General features: G+C 57.1%; 20 protein-coding genes. 18 read left to right on the top strand and 2 right to left on the bottom strand.

Translation table 11 applies throughout. From position 1 onward, the window contains the following. Nucleotides 1-5 precede the first annotated feature (5 nt). The 9 genes from F1379_RS04555 (at nucleotide 6) to F1379_RS04515 (ending at nucleotide 5,568) form a co-directional block, all read left to right on the top strand. Nucleotides 6-293, top strand: a complete 288-nt coding sequence (locus F1379_RS04555; protein ID WP_150266841.1) for a Dabb family protein — start codon at nucleotides 6-8, stop codon at nucleotides 291-293. A gap of 17 nt (nucleotides 294-310) precedes the next feature. Next, entirely contained in the window at nucleotides 311-751 is a 441-nt protein-coding gene (locus F1379_RS04550; RefSeq protein ID WP_150266839.1) for a DUF86 domain-containing protein, read from the top strand. A 49-nt stretch (nucleotides 752-800) separates the two neighbouring features. Then, a complete protein-coding gene (locus F1379_RS04545) occupies nucleotides 801-1,463 on the top strand; it encodes a helix-turn-helix transcriptional regulator (RefSeq protein ID WP_150266838.1) in 663 nt (220 codons plus the stop codon). 110 nt (nucleotides 1,464-1,573) lie between these two features. Continuing rightward, a complete protein-coding gene (locus F1379_RS04540; RefSeq protein WP_150266836.1) occupies nucleotides 1,574-1,957 on the top strand; it encodes a YtxH domain-containing protein in 384 nt (127 codons plus the stop codon). A gap of 178 nt (nucleotides 1,958-2,135) precedes the next feature. Continuing rightward, nucleotides 2,136-2,942, top strand: coding sequence for a glutamate racemase (gene racE / locus F1379_RS04535; protein ID WP_150266834.1), 807 nt, complete (start codon nucleotides 2,136-2,138; stop codon nucleotides 2,940-2,942). A 299-nt stretch (nucleotides 2,943-3,241) separates the two neighbouring features. Then, on the top strand, nucleotides 3,242-4,450 hold the full coding sequence (locus tag F1379_RS04530; RefSeq protein ID WP_150266832.1) for a M14 family metallopeptidase: 1,209 nt from the start codon (nucleotides 3,242-3,244) through the stop codon (nucleotides 4,448-4,450). A 163-nt stretch (nucleotides 4,451-4,613) separates the two neighbouring features. After that, nucleotides 4,614-4,874 carry a hypothetical protein gene (locus F1379_RS04525; protein ID WP_150266829.1) on the top strand — a complete coding sequence of 87 codons (261 nt, stop codon included), beginning with the start codon at nucleotides 4,614-4,616 and terminating at the stop codon, nucleotides 4,872-4,874. Nucleotides 4,875-4,999: 125 nt separating this feature from the next. Further along, entirely contained in the window at nucleotides 5,000-5,302 is a 303-nt protein-coding gene (locus F1379_RS04520) for a HesB/IscA family protein (RefSeq protein ID WP_150266827.1), read from the top strand. A gap of 26 nt (nucleotides 5,303-5,328) precedes the next feature. Beyond that, entirely contained in the window at nucleotides 5,329-5,568 is a 240-nt protein-coding gene (locus F1379_RS04515) for a YuzB family protein (RefSeq protein ID WP_150266826.1), read from the top strand. Nucleotides 5,569-5,809: 241 nt separating this feature from the next. Here the strand turns inward: F1379_RS04515 and F1379_RS04505 are convergent, their stop codons facing one another. Then, nucleotides 5,810-6,949: a THUMP domain-containing class I SAM-dependent RNA methyltransferase gene (locus F1379_RS04505; protein ID WP_150266824.1), complete on the bottom strand. Its 1,140-nt coding sequence runs from the start codon at nucleotides 6,947-6,949 to the stop codon at nucleotides 5,810-5,812. 152 nt (nucleotides 6,950-7,101) lie between these two features. Between F1379_RS04505 and F1379_RS04500 the strand changes: the two genes are divergently transcribed. Then, nucleotides 7,102-7,731: an O-methyltransferase gene (locus F1379_RS04500; protein ID WP_150266821.1), complete on the top strand. Its 630-nt coding sequence runs from the start codon at nucleotides 7,102-7,104 to the stop codon at nucleotides 7,729-7,731. Nucleotides 7,732-7,750: 19 nt separating this feature from the next. Here the strand turns inward: F1379_RS04500 and F1379_RS04495 are convergent, their stop codons facing one another. Further along, nucleotides 7,751-8,962 (bottom strand): MFS transporter, encoded by a 1,212-nt coding sequence (locus F1379_RS04495; RefSeq protein ID WP_150267371.1) that lies wholly within the window; start codon nucleotides 8,960-8,962, stop codon nucleotides 7,751-7,753. A 258-nt stretch (nucleotides 8,963-9,220) separates the two neighbouring features. Here F1379_RS04495 and hemE point away from each other — a divergent pair, with 258 nt between their 5' ends. The 8 genes from hemE (at nucleotide 9,221) to F1379_RS04455 (ending at nucleotide 17,787) form a co-directional block, all read left to right on the top strand. Continuing rightward, nucleotides 9,221-10,282 (top strand): uroporphyrinogen decarboxylase, encoded by a 1,062-nt coding sequence (hemE, locus tag F1379_RS04490; protein WP_150266818.1) that lies wholly within the window; start codon nucleotides 9,221-9,223, stop codon nucleotides 10,280-10,282. A gap of 55 nt (nucleotides 10,283-10,337) precedes the next feature. Beyond that, nucleotides 10,338-11,294 (top strand): ferrochelatase, encoded by a 957-nt coding sequence (hemH, locus tag F1379_RS04485; protein WP_150266816.1) that lies wholly within the window; start codon nucleotides 10,338-10,340, stop codon nucleotides 11,292-11,294. Next, the gene (gene hemG / locus F1379_RS04480) at nucleotides 11,291-12,739 is read left to right on the top strand and encodes a protoporphyrinogen oxidase (RefSeq protein WP_150266810.1); all 1,449 of its coding nucleotides are present in this window, start codon (nucleotides 11,291-11,293) and stop codon (nucleotides 12,737-12,739) included. The genes hemH and hemG overlap by 4 nt, the downstream gene beginning before the upstream one ends. A gap of 715 nt (nucleotides 12,740-13,454) precedes the next feature. Next, complete coding sequence (locus F1379_RS04475) at nucleotides 13,455-14,828, top strand: CapA family protein (RefSeq protein ID WP_150266808.1); 1,374 nt, start codon at nucleotides 13,455-13,457, stop codon at nucleotides 14,826-14,828. A 46-nt stretch (nucleotides 14,829-14,874) separates the two neighbouring features. Continuing rightward, nucleotides 14,875-15,606 (top strand): glycerophosphodiester phosphodiesterase, encoded by a 732-nt coding sequence (locus F1379_RS04470; RefSeq protein WP_150266806.1) that lies wholly within the window; start codon nucleotides 14,875-14,877, stop codon nucleotides 15,604-15,606. Between the two features lie 55 nt (nucleotides 15,607-15,661). Then, a complete protein-coding gene (locus tag F1379_RS04465; RefSeq protein WP_150266803.1) occupies nucleotides 15,662-16,285 on the top strand; it encodes a fumarylacetoacetate hydrolase family protein in 624 nt (207 codons plus the stop codon). Between the two features lie 15 nt (nucleotides 16,286-16,300). Further along, nucleotides 16,301-17,101 carry a DUF92 domain-containing protein gene (locus F1379_RS04460; RefSeq protein ID WP_150267368.1) on the top strand — a complete coding sequence of 267 codons (801 nt, stop codon included), beginning with the start codon at nucleotides 16,301-16,303 and terminating at the stop codon, nucleotides 17,099-17,101. A gap of 80 nt (nucleotides 17,102-17,181) precedes the next feature. Further along, nucleotides 17,182-17,787: a TetR/AcrR family transcriptional regulator gene (locus F1379_RS04455; RefSeq protein ID WP_239004552.1), complete on the top strand. Its 606-nt coding sequence runs from the start codon at nucleotides 17,182-17,184 to the stop codon at nucleotides 17,785-17,787. Nucleotides 17,788-17,789: the final 2 nt, after the last annotated feature.

The raw sequence follows: 17,789 nt of genomic DNA, 5'->3' as shown, positions 1-17,789 counted from the left end.
TCAGGATGATCAAGCATATTGTGTTCTTTAAACTGAAGGACCGTTCGCCCGAAAGCGTGGAAGCCACCGCAGCGGTGCTCCGCAATATGGAGGGCAAGATTCCGCAGCTGATTTCTATTGAAGTCGGTAAGGATATTCTGCACTCCGAGCGTTCTTTTGATATTGCGCTGGTGACGGTTGTAGCTTCGCTCGAGGATTTGCAGGCTTATCAGGTCCATCCGGCCCACAAAGAGGTCATCGTTCACATCAATGAAGTGAAGGAGCTTTCGGTCGCAGTAGATTACGAGATCTAGAGTGGGGGGGCCAGCCAGTGTATTATGTCAACCGGAACCAGATAGAAACGATACTGAACCAGATTGGCGACGTTAACTCCGGCTTGCGCCGGGTGGCGGCAGAGTGGGATGGCGGATTGCTGCAGGGACTGATCCAGGAGCGCTGTCTGCACCTCGCGATCGAGGTGGTTACGGATGTCGGAAGCTGTCTGATCGACGGCTTCATTATGCGTGATGCGGGCAGCTATGAGGATATCATTACCATCATTCATCAGGAAAAAGTGTTCGAGGACCCGGCACTGTATGCGATGCTTACCGAACTGGTAGGGCTGCGCAAGCCGCTCGTGCAGGATTATTTCAGCTGGGAGCGCAAGGCGCTGCATCCGATGACTGCGGTATTGCCTGATAGGCTGGAGCAGTTCGCGGCACGGGTGCGGGGCTACCTGGACCAGGAGCTGGGAGCCGGACTTCCAGGCTGATATCTGGAATATACAAGGAACATGCCATAACCGAAAGGAGGCCGGAAGGATGAAGAAGGGGCAGGAGAGCGGTTCAACACGGCGCCATATTATGACTTTGCTGAAGATGAAGGGGCCGCTGACGATTGGAGCGCTCGCCGAGGAGCTGGGGATTACCGAGATGGGTGTACGCCGCCACGTGCTGCAGCTGGAGCAGGAATCACTCGCCAAAACCAAAGTGGTCCGCCAGGCCATGGGCCGGCCCCTGCATGTCTATTCGCTGACGGAACGGGCTGACGAGCATTTCCCGAAGAGCTATCACAACCTGGCGCTGGAGCTGCTGCGGGAGCTTGACCATGGCAGCGGGCTGGAGGCTGTTCACGTGCTGTTTGAAGGCCGGCGGCGGCGGATGCTTGCCCAGTATTCCCCGATGATGGAGAACCGCGGTCTGGAGGAGCGCGTGGCCGAGCTGTCGGCGATCCAGAATGCCGGCGGGTATATGGCGGAATGGAATCAGGAGGACGACGGGTCTTACACGCTTCGCGAATATAATTGCCCGATCCGCCAGGTAGCTACCCAATACCGCAAAGCCTGTGAATGCGAGCAGGGGCTGTTCGAGGAGCTGCTCGGTGCCAAGGTCACCCGGAGCGAATGTATGGCCGAAGGCGGGCAATGCTGCCGCTATGCCATTGTTCCGGGGGCTGCGGGCAAGAATAATAAAACTGCGGAATAGGCCGAAGCAAGTGTCACCTGACAGGCTCTCATTGCTTATGATATAGCAGAACTAGGCGAACGCCCGGATGCTCCAGGCAACCGGCAACCGAACTAAAGGAGAGATGAGCGATGAAAAAGGACACCAAAAGCTTGCTTTGGGGACTGCTGGCCGGCGGAGTGGCAGGATCGGTAACGGCGCTGCTGCTGGCGCCTAAGCCAGGCAAAGAGCTGCGTAAGGATATCGCGGACGGCACCACCGGCGCAATCGACAAGGTACAGGAAATCGCCGTCCAGGCCAGCGATAAGAGCGCGGAGCTGTACGGCAAAGCCAAAGATGCAGTCGGCTCGGTCGTCACTGAAATCAAGGAATGGCGCAAGCAGGCCCAGGAGGAAGAGGCAGCCCTGGAGACCGTCTCCGTCAGCGGTATTATAACGGATGAAGCCGGGCAGGCGGATGATGCCGCTGAAGGAACGGACGCCGCCCTTGCCGCCGATAATGCAGCACTGAAGTAAGCCGGGTGACCGGAGTGTCAAGCCGTTTTCCGCCGTATGGGCGGAGGGCGGCTTTTTTGATTCTCTTGAACTGCGCCGCCAAATGGAGTATTATCTGCAATTGGGGCATCGGCCCAGGTACACTTTAATTTGGCCTTACATAAGCTACACAAAACGAGTAAAAGGAAGCGGTGTGTTCGTGCAGCAAGCGATAGCAATATTGGACTCAGGAGTAGGGGGGCTTACGGTCGTCAAGGAAGTAATGAGACAGCTCCCAAGGGAGAAGATCATCTACTTCGGCGATACGGCGAGAGCTCCGTACGGACCCCGTTCAACCGAAGAAGTGAAGTTATTCACCGAACAAATCGTGGACTATTTAATTCAATTTAATCCCAAAATGATTGTGATCGCCTGTAATACCGCAACCGCAGCAGCGCTGGAGGATATCGCGGCTAAGGTACCGATTCCGGTGATTGGCGTCATCCATCCGGGTGCCCGCGCAGCCATTACTGCCACCAAGACGGGACGAATCGGTGTCATCGGTACGGTCGGCACCATCAAGAGCGGCGCGTATACCGCAGCGCTTCAGCAGCTGTCCCCCTTCGTCCAGGTAGTCAGCCAGGCTTGCCCGGCGCTGGTGCCGTATGTCGAACAGGGGCTCTTCCGTACAACGGAGAGCGAGAATGCAGTGGCGGAATCGCTGAACGGGATCAAATACGAGCCCATTGATACCCTTATTCTGGGCTGTACCCATTATCCGTTCCTGATTGAACCGATCGGCAAGGTTATGGGACCCGGCGTGAAGCTGATCAGCTCTGCCGATGAGACTGCCCGTGAGATCAGCACCATTCTCTACGACAAGGGCAAGCTGGCCAGCGGGGATGACAGCCCGATTCACCAGTTTTTTTGCAGCGGCGATGCCGAGATGTTCCAGCGGATCGCCAGGGATTGGCTCGGCGAGCAATTGCAGCGCGCGCCGGTCGTCTGGCAAATATCTACATTATAGACCGTTGCGCTGAAGGAAATATGGACAATCCCAGCAGCAATAGGTGCCGATTTGAAAATTCCGGACCGATCTGTGAGCCGTAACCAAGGCTTGCAGGTCGGTCTATTCGTTACGGGGCCTTGGCATTGAACAGGACAGACCTGCTATAAAAATGTATACGTTTACAATTCGTCGGGCGCTTTTCGTTCATGCCGAAGGCTGCAGCCGGCATACAATGGGAAGAAGGCTGTGTCCCGTTGTCTGCAGGAGAAAGCAGTCTACAGGGATAACGGTTACTAGAGGGCCGGGAGGATGAGGTTATGCAGCAGTATATTGCCCGTAAAGGAGATACCGTCAGCCGGATCGCCGCAAGGCACGGGCTGACACCGGAGCATGTCATTCAGGGAAATCCATGGGCAGGGAGCCAGCCCTATCTATATCCGGGGCAGATTCTGTATCTGCCGAACGCTCCGCGCAGACGTTACCGTGTACAGGAAGGGGATGACGCCGGTTCGATAGCCGCGTTGTTCGGCATAAGCGTCGATGCACTGGAGCAGGTCAACCCGGGGATTGCCTCCGGTCGGCACTGCCAGTCCGGCAAAGAACTGGTTATTCCGCAGGCAGGCTCCCGGCATATTGTCAGTCTGCGGGGAGAATACGGGCCGCAAGAGGCAGGGGAAGACATCGGAAAGCTTCTACAGCGTTACCCTTTCATTGCGCATGATACCATAGGCACCAGTGTGCTGGGCAAGCCGCTTCACGTGCTCCGGATTGGGGAAGGGGCCCGTCATCTGCATGTGAATGCGGCGCTTCACGCCAACGAGTGGCTGACATCGCCTTGTCTGCTGGCGTTCATCGAGCAGTATGCTGCGGCTTATGCCGAGGGCCGGAGCTGGCACGGTCATGACCCGGCTCAGTGGTACCGCGACTGGACCTTGTGGGCCGTGCCGCTGGCTAACCCCGATGGCGTCGAGCTGGTCCAGGAGGGCATTCTGCCAGGTGAGGCCCATTATGAGGAGCTGATGGCCTGGAATTCCGGCCGGCGCAGCTTCCGGCACTGGAAGGCGAACATCCGCGGCGTGGATCTTGGCGACCAGTTTCCCGCCCACTGGGAAGAGGAGCGGGCACGGCGGAGCGTTCCCGGTCCGGCGCCGCGCGATTATAGCGGCCCGGCTCCGCTCAGCGAGCCGGAAGCTGCAGCCCTGGCCCGGCTGGCCGAGCAGCACCCCGGGGAAGCCGCTGTCTCGCTGCACAGCCAGGGCAGCGAGATCTACTGGAACTACCGCGGCTACGAGCCGCCGGGCAGCAAGGAGCTGGCCGGCAAGCTGGCAGCGGCCAGCGGCTACCGGGCCGTGGAGCTGACCGGCAGCGACGCGGGTTACAAGGACTGGTTCATCCAGCGCTTCCGCAAGCCCGGTTTTACAGTCGAACTGGGCAGTGGCAGGAATCCCCTGCCGCTGGCCGATTATGAGGATATGGCGCTGGAGACAGGACTAATTTTGGCGGCGATTCTATCAAATTTCAATTAAAATTGAAACATTTGCTGCAAATTTGCGTAATATACCTGCAAAGGGCACGGCCGCAATCATCCTGAGATGCGCTTCGCGGCTGGCCCTTTTTTATAAGAGCAGAAAGTATATCTTCCATGCATCCTTGTTTAAATTAAGATAGCAACGTAGGGGAGGATTCCGGATGAAACCGAGAAAATGGCTGTCGCTGCGCCACTGGGTCCAATTGTTCAGATCAAGCTGGCGGTATATCGTTTCCCGCGAGGTAGCTTTGTCGGACAAGCTGCTGTTTGCCGTGCCGGTCGTGCTGTACTGGGTGCTGCCCGATGTGCTGCCGTTTCTGCCGATTGACGATATCGGGGTAACCATGCTGCTGGCGGGCTGGTTCGCGGAGCGGATGGAGCGCAAATACCCGGGGCTGGTCACGCGGAGAGCTGCACGTTAAGGGGATAATTTTCAAGAAATAAGCAGTAGTTTCTGCAAATTTTATGCATAAGGTTGCTTTTAACAGCCGCATTCCTTAAAATAGATGATTGAGTATCTATACTTTTGGTTTGGGAGATGGATGAGATGAACGTCAAAATTACCCGCAACGCGGCTAAAGTGATAAAGAAAGCAATGGAACAGGAAGGCAACGCCGAGCTGAAGCTGCGCGTCTTCATTACTCATGCCCACGGCGATCATGCCCACTACGGTATGGATCTGGACAAGCCGAAGGAGAACGACGTCATTGTGCCGACGGACAAGGAAATCGACGTTATTCTCGATCCGAACCAGCCGCTGCTGGACGGCGTGAAGATTGATTATCTGTATTTTCCGGAAGAGGGCTTTGTCATCACCAATCCGTCCCAGGGAAATCACGGCGATCATTAAGACTGCAAGCGAAGAAGGGTTGTGCCATGGCTAACGATATCCGCATTTGCGATGAATGCAATTTCATGAGTATAAAGAGCGTGTTGCCCAAGCTGCGCAAGATGGCGCCCGATGCCGAGATCAAGATCGGCTGCAAATCGTATTGCGGGCCTTGCGGCAAACGCGCTTTTATCTATATTAACGGCCGCTATGTCAGTGCTCCTACCGAGGATGAAGTGCTGGCCAAAGCGGAAGCCTTTGTTAAGAAGCCGGCTTTGAAGGAGTAGCTTCTCCCGAAGCCGCGATACATCCCCTCCAGCGTACATACGCTCAGGCGCAGGCCAAGAGTGTACCCGGAGGGGTTTTTGTTTATGAATGAAGAAGCCATCAAGCTGGCTACCCTTGCGGTAGAGCATGGAAATGAGCCTTTTGGAGCGGTACACCTGGGCGCCGCTGGTTTCCCCGCACAACGTCAAAGGAGCTGCCCCGCAAAGCCATCATGGCTTGCGGGGCAGCTCCTTTCGCAGCTTACTTGGACTGACGGGGCGGAAGCGGGCCCAGGTACTGGTAGTACTGGCACTCGATCCGGCCGTTGTACAGCTTGCGGCGCTTGTCCGCCTTGCGGCCGTAGAGCTGCTCGAATTCCTTGACCGGGCTGATCGCGAAGAAGGACCAGGTCGGCAGATACAGCATCATTTCGCCGAATTGGCGTGTCAGCCGCTCGACTTCCTTGTCGTTGCCGAGACGTTCGCCATAAGGCGGGTTGGTGATAATGCAGCCGTAATCCCCTTGCGGCCGCGCCTTGGCGGCGGCCAGCGTCTTGAACGTGATCTCGCCGGAGAGACCGGCGCTCTTCGCGGAGGCTTCGGCGACTTCAATCGCCGCCGGATCAATGTCGCTGCCGGTGAGCTGCAGCGGATAGTCGTCGCGCACGGAGTCGATGGCCTCCTCGCGCGCTTCCTGCCACAGCCGCTGCGGAATTTCCGGCCAGTGCTCGGACGGGAAGGTGCGCCGCAGGCCCGGTGCAATGTTCCAGGCGATCATTGCCGCCTCGATCAGGATGGTGCCGGAGCCGCAGCACGGATCATACATCGGGCGGCTGCCGTTCCAGCGGCTGAGCTGAATCAGCGCGGCGGCCATCGTCTCCTTGATCGGAGCTTCCGTCGCCTGACGGCGGTAGCCCCGCTTATGCAGCGCCGGGCCCGTTGTATCCAGCGTGATCAGAGCAATGTCGTTGAGCAGGATCACCTCAACGACATAACGAGGACCGTTCTCCTGGAACCACTCTGTCCGGTAGGACTGCTTCAGCCTCTCAACAATCGCCTTCTTGACGATCCCCTGGCAGGCAGGGACACTGGTGAGCTGCGACTTGTGCGAGCGGCCTTCCACCGGGAACTCCCCGTTCTCCGGAATGAAATCCTCCCAGTTCACGGCCTTCACTCCTTCGAATAATTCTTCGAAGGTTGTAGCCGGAAACTGTGCCATCTTGATCAGCACACGGTCAGAAGTGCGCAGCCACAGGTTACAGCGGCAGATGTCGCTATAATCGCCGCTGAAGAGCACCCGTCCGTTCTCAATGGTTGTTTCATATCCCAGTTCATTTAATTCACGCGCCACAATAGCTTCCAGCCCCATAGGGGCGGTGGCGATCAGTTGTAATTTGCTCAAATGCTCTCAGCTCCGTTTGACTTGTGAATGGCGGCAGATTGCCGCTACAATAAGAAATGGCTTTTCTGTTCAAGTATAGGGTAATGCGCGGGGCTGCACAATGCCTACCCCGGGCGAAAGCCCGCATTAATGTAATATAAGGAGAAAAACATATGCCCAATCAGGAAGAATACAGCGAACAGCTTTATGCAGAAGACGAATTGCTGCTGCAGGTCAAGCAGGCCATTGCCGCGAACCACATGCCTGAGGTGTCGATTGCTCCAGGCTACGGACGGCTGCTCACACTACTCGCCAAGCTATCCGGCGCAGCCGACATTCTGGAGATCGGAGCGCTCGGCGGCTACAGCGGCATCTGTCTCTGCCGCGGCATGGCTGCCGGCGGGAGGCTGACCTCCCTGGAGCTGAAGCCTGAATACGCCGCGCTGGCGGAGCGTCATCTGACACAGGCCGGCTTCGGCGAAGCCGTGGAATACCGGCTCGGCCCCGCGCTTCAAAGCCTGGAGCAGCTGGAAGCGGAGGGACGGCGGTTTGATTTCTTTTTCATCGATGCCGACAAGGAGAATTACCCGAACTATCTGGAATACGCGATCCGGCTGGGCCGGCCGGGCGCCTTAATTGCCGGAGACAACATCTTTCTGCGCGGCCGGACCCTGAATCCGGAGAAGAACGGGCCCGCTGTACAGGCGATGCGCCGCTTCAATGAGATGATCGCCGGTGATCCGCGCCTGGAGAGTACGCTGCTGCCTGCTTTTGACGGACTGGCACTCGCCCGGGTGAAGTAGACGCCCTGCAAGACGCAGCTCAGCGGAAGGACCGGGTCTGGGGGTGCTTGTACAATTTGAGGCGCACCCAGACCGTGTTGATGAGCAGGAATCCTCCGGAAATGATAAACAATCCTTCAATGCCGATGTAACCCGACAGAAATCCCCCGATGACCGCGCCCAGCATATTGCCGAGCGCCAGCGTGCTGCTGTTGAAGCCAAAGGCCCGGCTCTCCTTGCCGTCAGGCGTATAAGAACGGATCAGCGCATTGACGCTTGGCAGCAGGCCGCCCATAAACACACCCATCAGAAAGCGTACGATAACCAGCTGCCAGACGGTGGTGACGAAGGCCTGCGGAATCAGGAACAGTGCTGCGCCCACCAGCGCGTATGTCAGTATCCGGTGTGCGCCTACCTTGTCGCTGAGCTTGCCGAGCAGCGGGGAAGCCAGCATATTGGAAACGCCCGTTACGGCGCTGACCACCCCCGCCCAAAACGCGATATCGACCGCAGAGCCGTGCAGCTTCTCGACATACAGCGGCAGCAGCGTCATCGGACTGACCATAGCGAACTGCAGCAGGAAGGTTACGCCGAACAAGGCGGGCAGCTGCGGAACCTTGGCCAGTTCCTTGAAGCCCTCAAGCACGGACACCTGCGGCACCTGGGCGGCTTCGGCACGGTCGAATTTCTCTTTGACCAGGAACAGTGCCAGCAGAGAAGCCACGAACAACAAGGCACCTACTACATAAAAAATCGGCCGGAACCCGATCCAATCCGCCAGAGCGCCGCCGATCAATGGGCCAAGGATGGTGCCTGCCACCGATCCCGATTGCATTAGCCCCATGGCAAAGCCCATGCGCGGCTTGGGTGTCGTCCCCGAGACCAGCGCGATGGAGGCGGGATTGAAGCCGGAGATGGTTCCGTTCAAAAGGCGCAGCAGCAAGAGCTGCCACGGAGTCTGGGCAAAGCCCATCAGCACAATGACCACGGCCATGCCGAAGCTGGACCGCAGCAGCATGATTTTGCGTCCGTATTTATCGGCTAGCTTGCCCCACAGCGGCTGAAAAATAAAAGAGGTCAAAAAATTCGCGGCAAAAATGAGGCCGGCCCACATTCCGATTTCGTGCTCGCCGGTAACACCCAAATCTTTGGCGAGATAAAGCGAAAGAAACGGGGTAATCATAGTCATACCGGCATTGACGAGAAATTGGCCGAACCAAAGCACAATGAGATTGATTTTCCAGGTTTCCAGGTTCAACTTCTTCAATGTGCTTTCACTTCCTTTCAAGGGATTCTGAAATGGGCTTCCAACAAAATTCACGAAATTTTGACATTCTCATCAGTATACCACAAAAATAACCTTCTCCGGTGCAACACATGTCATAGTAATGTCATCGTATTGTCATTTCATTGGACGCAATTCGGTTGTTTCCCGCCAAAAAAGCGGGCATAATATAAGAATATACATTCCCCATAATCTATTAAATCCAACTTAAATGGAGATTTTATCATGACCTACAACGATACTTTTATTCGCGCATGCAAGCGGCAGCAGAGCGATTATGTGCCCGTATGGTACATGCGCCAAGCCGGACGATATGATCCCGAATACCGTAAAATCAAGGAAAAATATTCGCTGCTGGAAATCTGCCGCCAGCCTGAGCTGGCCGCTGAAGTTACGCTCATGCCTGTGCGCAAGCTGGGTGTGGATGCGGCGATTCTGTACTCCGACATTATGAATCCCGTGGCTTCCCTGGGCGTCGATTTTGACATCGTGAAGAACATTGGTCCGGTTATCGAGCAGCCGATCCGCTCCGCTGCCGATGTGGACCGCCTGCGTCCGGTAGATGTGGAAGGGGACCTGGGCCATATTCTGGAGACGATCGCCATTCTCGATAAGGAGCTGGATGTGCCGCTGATCACTTTTGCCGGCGCGCCGTTCACCATTGCCAGCTATCTGATCGAAGGCAAGCCCTCGAAGAGCTATCACCGGACCAAGGAGCTGATGTACAGCCAGCCTGAGGTGTGGGACCGTCTGATGGGCAAGCTGGGCGATATGGTAATCGCCTATCTGCGGGCGCATGTGCGCAGCGGAGGCAAGGCGTTCCAGCTGTTTGACAGCTGGGTCGGGGCTCTGGCGCCCCGGGACTTTGAGCGTTATGTGCTGCCGACCGTTTCCCGTATCTTTGCCGAGCTGGCGGATCTTGATGTACCGAAAATTTATTTTCCCGGGGTCAGTTCGGGTGAGCTCTTGCCGAGTCTCAGCACCCTCAAGGCCGATGTCATTGGACTGGATTGGCGGGTCAGCCTGAGCGAGGGGCGCCGCAGACTTGGCGACGGATTTGCCGTACAGGGTAATCTGGACCCTTACCTTCTGACGGCCCCGATGGATGTGCTGAAGCAGCGGGCTGCGGAAATCATCGATGAAGGAATCGCTGAACCGGGCTATGTATTTAATTTGGGCCACGGATTATTTCCGGAGGCTTCGCTGGACACGCTAAAAGAACTGACTGAATTTGTGCACACTTACTCCCGGGAGGCTTTACGGCAATCGGGAGCTCCGCGTGCGTAAGCTTGATGCCTTTTAACTTCGATCCGGACATTATTCGTATAAGGAGATGGGTTTAATGACAGCAAAAATCGGCGTTTTGGTCATGTCTTACGGAACACCGGAGAGCATGGACGGAGTGGAGGAATATTACACGGACATCCGTCACGGCAATCCGCCCTCGGCAGAGCAGTTAAAGGAGCTTAAGGACCGTTACGAAGCCATTGTCGGCGGTGTCTTTCCGCTGCGGGAGAACACCGACCGTCAGGTGGAAGCGCTGCAGGATGCACTGAACCGGGACCGTGCCCCGGGAGAACCGGAATATATCTGTTATCAGGGATTGAAACATGCCCGCCCGTTCATTGAGGACGGTGTCGCAGCGATGGCGAAGGATGGCATTAAGCATGCTGTCGGTGTGGTGCTCGCACCGCATTATTCCGTCATGAGCGTCGGCCTGTACATCAAGCGAGCGAAGAAAAAGGCGGAGGAGTGCGGTATTCAGCTGGAGGCGGTGGAGAGCTACCACCTGCATCCTCAGCTGATTGAGGTGCTCAGCGGCAGAGTGGCCGCGAAGCTGGATGCTTTTGAAGAGACAGGGGCGGTCCGCGATGATGTGAAGGTGCTCTTCAGCGCGCACAGCCTGCCGGAAAGAATTCTGTCCATGGGCGATCCCTACCGTGACCAGCTGCTGGCGACTTCGCAGGCGATTGCCGACAAGACCGGGGTGAAGAACTGGCAGTTCACCTGGCAAAGTGCCGGCCGGACTTCCGAACCATGGCTCGGGCCGGACATCCTGGATACGATGAAAGATCTGAGCGAGGCTCAGGTTAAATATGTGCTGTCGGCGCCTATAGGCTTCGTTTCCGACCATCTGGAAGTGCTGTACGACCTGGATATTGAAGCCCAGGCGCTGGCTGCCGATCTGGATATGCGCCTGATGCGTATTGAATCGCTGAACAGCGACCCCGGTTATATGGCCGTGCTGAGCGATGTGGTGCGCAAGAAGGCGGGGAATCTGCAGGTGGGCCGTTCATGAGCGGCACTTCACGTAAAGTCGTCATCATCGGCGGGGGCCTCAGCGGTCTCAGCGCTGCACACTATGTCCGCCAGTCCTACCGGCAGGCGGGGATAGAGCCGGACATTGTGCTGCTGGAGAAGGAAGGTAAGCTCGGCGGCAAGATTGAGACGCTGCACCGTGACGGATTTGTGATTGAACGGGGGCCGGATTCTTTTCTGGCCCGCAAGTCCGTTATGAGCGATCTGGCCAAGGAGCTGGGAATCGGCAGTGAGCTGGTAACGACGAATCCGAATGCGAAGAAGACATACATATTGCAGCGCGGGGTACTGCATTCCATGCCTGCCGGGCTGGTGCTGGGTATTCCTACGGAAATCAAGCCGTTTCTGAAGAGCAATCTGGTCAGCTTCAGCGGCAAAATGCGCGCACTGCTGGATTTCGTCATCCCGGCGCGCCGCAGTACAGAGGATGAGTCTCTGGGCTCGCTGATTGAACGGCGGCTCGGAACGGAAGTGCTGGAGAGTATGACTGAGCCGCTGCTGGCAGGCATCTATGCCGGAGATATGCGCAAGATCAGTCTGCAGGCGACCTTCCCGCAGTTCGGTGAGGTGGAACGCCGTTACGGCAGTCTGATCCGCGGGATGACTACCGGCAAGAAGCCGGTGGAGACTCATACCGGAACGAAGAAGAGCGCCTTCCTGACCTTCCGTCACGGGCTGCAGAGTCTGGTCAAGGCCTTGATCGAGGAGCTGCACGACGTCGAACAGCGCACCGGGACGAGTGTGTCAGCCATCCGCATTCGTGAGGGTGCCGCACCAAATGCTACGCCCCGTTATGAGGTGGAGCTGGCGACCGGCGAACTGCTCCCGGCCGACGATATCTATGTCACGGTTCAGAACTTCGCTGCTGCACAGCTGCTGAAGCCGCATGTGGACGTTGCCCCGCTCGAAGCCGTCAATTATGTGTCTGTGGCCAATGTGGTGCTGGCCTTCAACAAGAAGGACATCGTTACCGAGTATGACGGATCAGGCTTTCTGGTGCCGCGCAAGGAGTCCCGCAATATTACCGCCTGCACCTGGACCTCGACGAAGTGGCTGCATACGAGCCCGGACGACAAAGTGCTGCTGCGCTGCTATGTCGGGCGCTCCGGCGATGAGCAGAATGTTCTGCTTCCCGATGAGGCGATTACGGAGCTTGTGCGCAAGGACCTGCGCGAGATCATGGGCATTACGGCGGTGCCGCTGTTTACAGAGATTACCCGGCTGAAATCCTCCATGCCGCAATATCCGGTAGGCCATCCTGCGAATATTGCCCGGCTGCGCGATGAGCTCAACCGGAAGCTGCCGGGCGTGTACGCCTTCGGGGCGGGTTATGACGGGATCGGTATGCCTGACTGCATCAAGCAGGCCAAGGAAACGGCTCAGCGCGCGGCGGAAGCGCTGAAGCAGCCGGCCCGCGGCCGGTAAATAATGAACTAGAGTATTGCCAAAGGGGCGATTTGTCGGATTCTCCGACAGTCGCCCTTTTTGGCTTGAACCGAGAGAAGGTTAGAAGCGTCTAAGTTTTTTCTCTGATCAGGCTGGAAGGACAGGGGCTTCAGTGAAGGATATAACCTCCCACCCAGGATTATTACAGCAAATGCGTGAATCCGCTGGAAGCCAGCTCCATATAGTTAGGATGAACGACAGACAGTCCCTGCTCCTGCACCCCAGTTGGAGAATTGCCACTTATTAAATTCAAGGAATTCCCAGCCCTTACTCGAAACTTAGATGGTACACAGCAGCAATTCGATACGGCCGAGGTGGTAGTTGGATTTCTGCCACTTAATTTTCGCGTATAAGGCTATTTACCGATGCTAATTGGATTTCCGCCATCTATTTTGACGAAAATTTGCTTCAGCAATCATTTTGGCTACTATTAAGTGGCGATTATCGAACTAGACTACCGCTAACCGGCATAAATGAGCCATTTAAGTTGCGAAAATCAAACAAGCTCATTGATCATTTCAAATCTGATGATGATATGCACGGACAACCCGGCCTTTACTCACACATTAGATGGTGCTTGGCTCCATATTTTGTTAAGGTTATGGTCCTTAAACCATCTCGCTCACGAATGTGGGGAGAAGCCAGTTATGCTATAATAGAAACACTTTAACGGCAAAGGAGACTGTTTGAACCCATGTATCCGCCGCGATCAAGCAACAGGCAAAGACGGCAAAGCAGCAACAAACGCAGACGCCGCACGGTCTGGGCATGGACAAATGTAAGCCTGCTTCTCATGATTTCCGCTCTACTTCTCTATTATTTTCTCGGTGATTCCGGCAAGAGTGTCTCCGCTCCGCCGCCGGAGACGGCGGAAGTGTCTGCGACGGCAACCGCTGATCCGCCGCCTTCGCCTACAGTTACTCCTTCACCGGCCACAGAGCCGCCGGTAAGCCCGTCGCCATCGGTTGAGCCGGAGAAGACGCCAGCTCCCGAAGTGACCGAAACCCCGCCGCCTTCCGCGGAAGGGACCGCAAAGCCGGAAGAGAGTGCGGGAACAGCCGCGGGCAACGCGTCAGATGACGGACAGGGAGTGTCGGGGCTGCCAGGTGGCGATCCTGGCGCGACCGTGACCCTTAATTTTGCCGGGGATGTAATCTTTGCCGGCAAGGCTGGCGAGCTGCTGCAGAAGCAGGGCTATGCGTATTCTTATTCTGCTCTGGACGGCATGTTCACCAAGGATGACCTTACGGTGGTTAATCTGGAGAACCCCATTACTAGCGGAGGTGTAGGGGCAGCCAATAAGCAGTTTGTGTTCAAGGGCGCGCCGGAAGCGCTGGATGCGCTCAAGGCAGCCGGTGTGGATGCTGTCAATCTGGCCAATAACCACACGCTTGACCAGGGAGAGCCAGGCCTGCTTGATACGTTCAAGCATTTGCAGGAGCGGGGCATCCCTTATGTCGGCGCCGGCAAGAACAGCAAGGAGGCATTTACAGCACAATATTTCGAACGCAAGGGCATCAGGATTGCGCTCCTTGGCTTTACGCGGGTTATTCCGGAGAGCAGTTGGGCTGCCGGGCCGGACAAGACAGGCGTTGCTGCGGTCTATGACAGCCAGCAAGGCCTGAAGGCTATCGCCGCTGCCAAACAGAAGGCCGATCTTGTTGTGGTGGTGGTCCATTGGGGCAAGGAGCGGGTGGAGCAATATGACGGGACCCAGCAGACGCTGGGCCGCAGCTTCATCGATGCCGGTGCCGATCTGGTGATCGGCGGACATCCGCATGTGCTTCAGGGCATTGAGCCCTACAAGGGTAAATGGATTGCCTACAGCACCGGTAATTTTATCTTTACAAGATCGACTGTGCCCGCCACTTGGGAGACGGCGGTCTTCCAGGCGGAGTGCACGGCTGGCGGCGAGTGCGGGCTGAAGCTGGCGCCGATGCATGCTGAGCTGGCCCGCCCGGTGCCGATGGACGAAGTCTCAGGGGCACTGCTGCTGCAGCGGGTGGAGGCTTTATCGGCCGGACTTGTCAAGATCGGCAATGACGGCACGGTCACACAGGCCCGTTAGCCTGTGTTTGCAACATGAAGTCCATTTTCTGCTGGAGGTGCTGAGGATGAAGAATATGTGTGTCGCCCACCGCGGCTTCTCCGGCAAAGCGCCGGAGAATACGATGGCTGCCGTGAAGATGGCGGTCGCGCTGCCTTATGTACGCTGGATGGAGATTGATGTGCAGCTAACCCGGGATGGCGTGCCTGTGGTTATTCATGACTTCACGCTGGACCGCACCACCAATGGACATGGTAAGGTTAAGGATATGGATTACGAGCATATCCGGCGCCTGGATGCAGGGGGCTGGAAAGGGCGGGCTTTCCGCGGAGAGAAGGTGCCTTCGCTGGAGGAGGTGCTGGACCTGGCCCACGGCCGGCTGCGGCTTAATATCGAGCTCAAGACCAGCGGGGCGATGTACCCGGGGCTGGAGCAGGCAGTGATTGATCTCGTCAATAAACGGGGAATGCGGGAGGAGGTCGTACTGACCTCGTTCGACCTCGGGGCGCTGCGCCGGATCAAGGAGCTTGAACCCCGCTTTCAAACCGGACTCATCTTTGATTCCCGTTCCGGCGATCTTCCGGGCAAGCTTAGTGAACTGGACTGTTCCTTTCTCTCCATCAGCTTTGCGCGCATCACTCCGGTGCTGGCGAAGCTGCTGGCCGAACGGGGCATCCGGATGATGGCCTGGACGGTGAACAAGACCAAGGAAATGCGCCGCCTCGCCGCGATGCATTCGGACATTATGATCTGTACGAACCGGCCGGATGTCTGGGCCGATACCTTTTTGAAGGCATGATCTGCGCTTAGATTAAGGATGTATATACCTGTGACGGAAAGAGAGCTGAAGTGTAATGTGCGCTGCTGTCAACAATATTTATTGTGTAGGACGCAACTATAAACTGCATGCCGAGGAACTCGGCAATCAGGTGCCGGTGGAGCCGCTGATCTTCCTGAAGCCCTCACACGCGGCGGTGCAGCTGGATAAGGCTGTTATTGAATTGCCGAAGCAATCCGGCTTAATCCATTATGAAGGCGAACTGGTGCTGCGCATCGCACGCGACTATGTTCCGGGGATCACCGTAGAGGAGCTGGTGGATACGATGGCGCTGGGCCTGGATTTCACACTGCGCGATATCCACAACGATCTGCAGAAGAAAGGGCTGCCCTGGACAGCGGCCAAAGGGTTCAAGAATGCGGCGCCGCTGACTCCGTACATCGCCTTCCCGGACCGGGAAGAGCTGGAGGCGACCGATTTCTCGGTCCGCAAGAACGGGGTAGAGGTGCAGCGCGGCAATATCAAGAATATGATTTTTCCCCTGCAGCGGATTGTCGATTTCATTGCCGAGCGCCATGGATTGGGTACGGGTGATATTATCTTTACCGGCACTCCGGCGGGTGTGGGACCGGTTGCCGCCGGCGATTCCTTTGAGCTGTACTGGGGCGAGCGGCTGATGGGCTCCTGCCTGATCGGGTAAACGATGATGCAGATTCTGCTCTGGATCGCCGGATTCTGCGGCGCCCTGCTGGTGGCCGGAGCGGCTTACCGCAAAGGCTCGCTCAGCTTCTCCGGCACACTGGCTGCAATTATCATGGGCACTATATATTTCGGTGCGGGCAATGCGTTCTGGTTCGGCATATTGCTGCTGTTCTTCATCAGCTCCAGCATGCTGTCCAGGCTTCACCATGAGAATAAGGCGGAGCTGGAGGCGACCTATGACAAAACAGGCCGGCGCGACGCCGGTCAGGTATTTGCCAACGGCGGACTTGGCATGCTGCTGGTCCTGCTGAACGCCATCAGTCCGTCCGTGCTCTGGGAGCTTGCCTTCATTGGCGTGATGGCAACGGTGACATCCGATACATGGGCCACGGAGATTGGCACCCTGGCTAAGAAGCCGCCCCGCTCGGTGCTGACCGGCAGGGTACTGCCGGCTGGTGCGTCCGGCGGCGTCTCCTGGCCGGGAACCCTGGCCGCCGCTGCAGGCGGCCTGATGATTGGTGCCGCAGCCGTAATCCTGCGTGTGCTCGCCGGAATGGAGGACCAGCCGGTGTTGCCGCTGCTCCTCGCCGGGCTCACCGGCGGACTGGCGGGAGCGTTCGCCGACTCGATTCTCGGGGCTACCGTGCAGCGTATGAACCGCTGCACGGTCTGCGGCCGCGAAGTGGAGGCGGCGCGGCATTGCAGCAAGGCCACCGTTCAGGCGCGCGGCTGGCGGCGGATGAATAATGACGCCGTGAACCTGCTCAGCTCGGTTATCGGCGGCATCGTAGCTCTAGGGCTTGGCCTGCTGTAGCAGCCAAGCCGGGGCAATCCGGGGCCCATATCCAGGGCCCCGGAATACAGAAGCAAATGACAGCAGGAGGTGCACCGGGTTTGAACAGCTTATCTGCAGAGCGCAAAGCCCATGCGATTCTTGACGCCGCCTACGAATTGTTCGGCGCAAGAGGCTTTTATGAGACGAAGATATCCCAGGTAGCCGAACAAGCTGGCATAGCCAAAGGCACCGTATATTTATATTTCAAGAATAAGGAAGAGCTGTTTATGGCCGTTACCCGCCGCGATTGCGAAGGCTTCATTGACGATCTGCGGATCAGGCTGCGGGCCTGCGAAACGACGGGACAGCAGCTGGTGGTGATCGCGGAGCATCATATACGGTACTATTATGAACGCAAACAGCATACCAACCTCTTTTTCCGCACCCCTCACAACAATGCCGAGCTGAAAGCGTACATGAGCCATTTCATGAAGACGTACATGCTGACGGTGCAGAATGTACTGTCCCAGGGCGGGGCCGAAGAGGCGGAGCTGCTGGCCCAGTCCTATATCGGAATGCTGGACCGGCTGAAGATGGACATTCTGTTTGATCCCGAATTCAGCGAAGCGGATGCGCAGGGACGGGCGGCGTTTGCCGCAGGGCTGTTCCTGGAAGGCGCGGCGCGGCGGTTTACGGCTGAGGTGGATAAGCGGCAGGCGGAATAGAG

Origin of the sequence: Paenibacillus tepidiphilus (assembly GCF_008635795.1) — a bacterium.
Lineage (GTDB): Bacteria > Bacillota > Bacilli > Paenibacillales > Paenibacillaceae > Paenibacillus_AQ > Paenibacillus_AQ tepidiphilus.
The sequence above is the reverse complement of the archived record's forward strand: the minus strand, read 5'-3'. Positions and strand labels throughout refer to the sequence as shown.

What these genes read in the sequence shown, in the direction of transcription:
- F1379_RS04515 (WP_150266826.1), top strand. Translation starts at nt 5,329, where the DNA reads ATGGCTAACGATATCCGCATTTGCGATGAATGCAATTTCATGAGTATA.
- F1379_RS04540 (WP_150266836.1), top strand. Translation starts at nt 1,574, where the DNA reads ATGAAAAAGGACACCAAAAGCTTGCTTTGGGGACTGCTGGCCGGCGGA.
- F1379_RS04475 (WP_150266808.1), top strand. Translation starts at nt 13,455, where the DNA reads ATGTATCCGCCGCGATCAAGCAACAGGCAAAGACGGCAAAGCAGCAAC.
- F1379_RS04470 (WP_150266806.1), top strand. Translation starts at nt 14,875, where the DNA reads ATGAAGAATATGTGTGTCGCCCACCGCGGCTTCTCCGGCAAAGCGCCG.
- hemE (WP_150266818.1), top strand. Translation starts at nt 9,221, where the DNA reads ATGACCTACAACGATACTTTTATTCGCGCATGCAAGCGGCAGCAGAGC.
- F1379_RS04500 (WP_150266821.1), top strand. Translation starts at nt 7,102, where the DNA reads ATGCCCAATCAGGAAGAATACAGCGAACAGCTTTATGCAGAAGACGAA.
- F1379_RS04465 (WP_150266803.1), top strand. Translation starts at nt 15,662, where the DNA reads ATGTGCGCTGCTGTCAACAATATTTATTGTGTAGGACGCAACTATAAA.
- F1379_RS04525 (WP_150266829.1), top strand. Translation starts at nt 4,614, where the DNA reads ATGAAACCGAGAAAATGGCTGTCGCTGCGCCACTGGGTCCAATTGTTC.
- F1379_RS04520 (WP_150266827.1), top strand. Translation starts at nt 5,000, where the DNA reads ATGAACGTCAAAATTACCCGCAACGCGGCTAAAGTGATAAAGAAAGCA.
- hemG (WP_150266810.1), top strand. Translation starts at nt 11,291, where the DNA reads ATGAGCGGCACTTCACGTAAAGTCGTCATCATCGGCGGGGGCCTCAGC.
- F1379_RS04530 (WP_150266832.1), top strand. Translation starts at nt 3,242, where the DNA reads ATGCAGCAGTATATTGCCCGTAAAGGAGATACCGTCAGCCGGATCGCC.
- hemH (WP_150266816.1), top strand. Translation starts at nt 10,338, where the DNA reads ATGACAGCAAAAATCGGCGTTTTGGTCATGTCTTACGGAACACCGGAG.
- F1379_RS04555 (WP_150266841.1), top strand. Translation starts at nt 6, where the DNA reads ATGATCAAGCATATTGTGTTCTTTAAACTGAAGGACCGTTCGCCCGAA.
- F1379_RS04545 (WP_150266838.1), top strand. Translation starts at nt 801, where the DNA reads ATGAAGAAGGGGCAGGAGAGCGGTTCAACACGGCGCCATATTATGACT.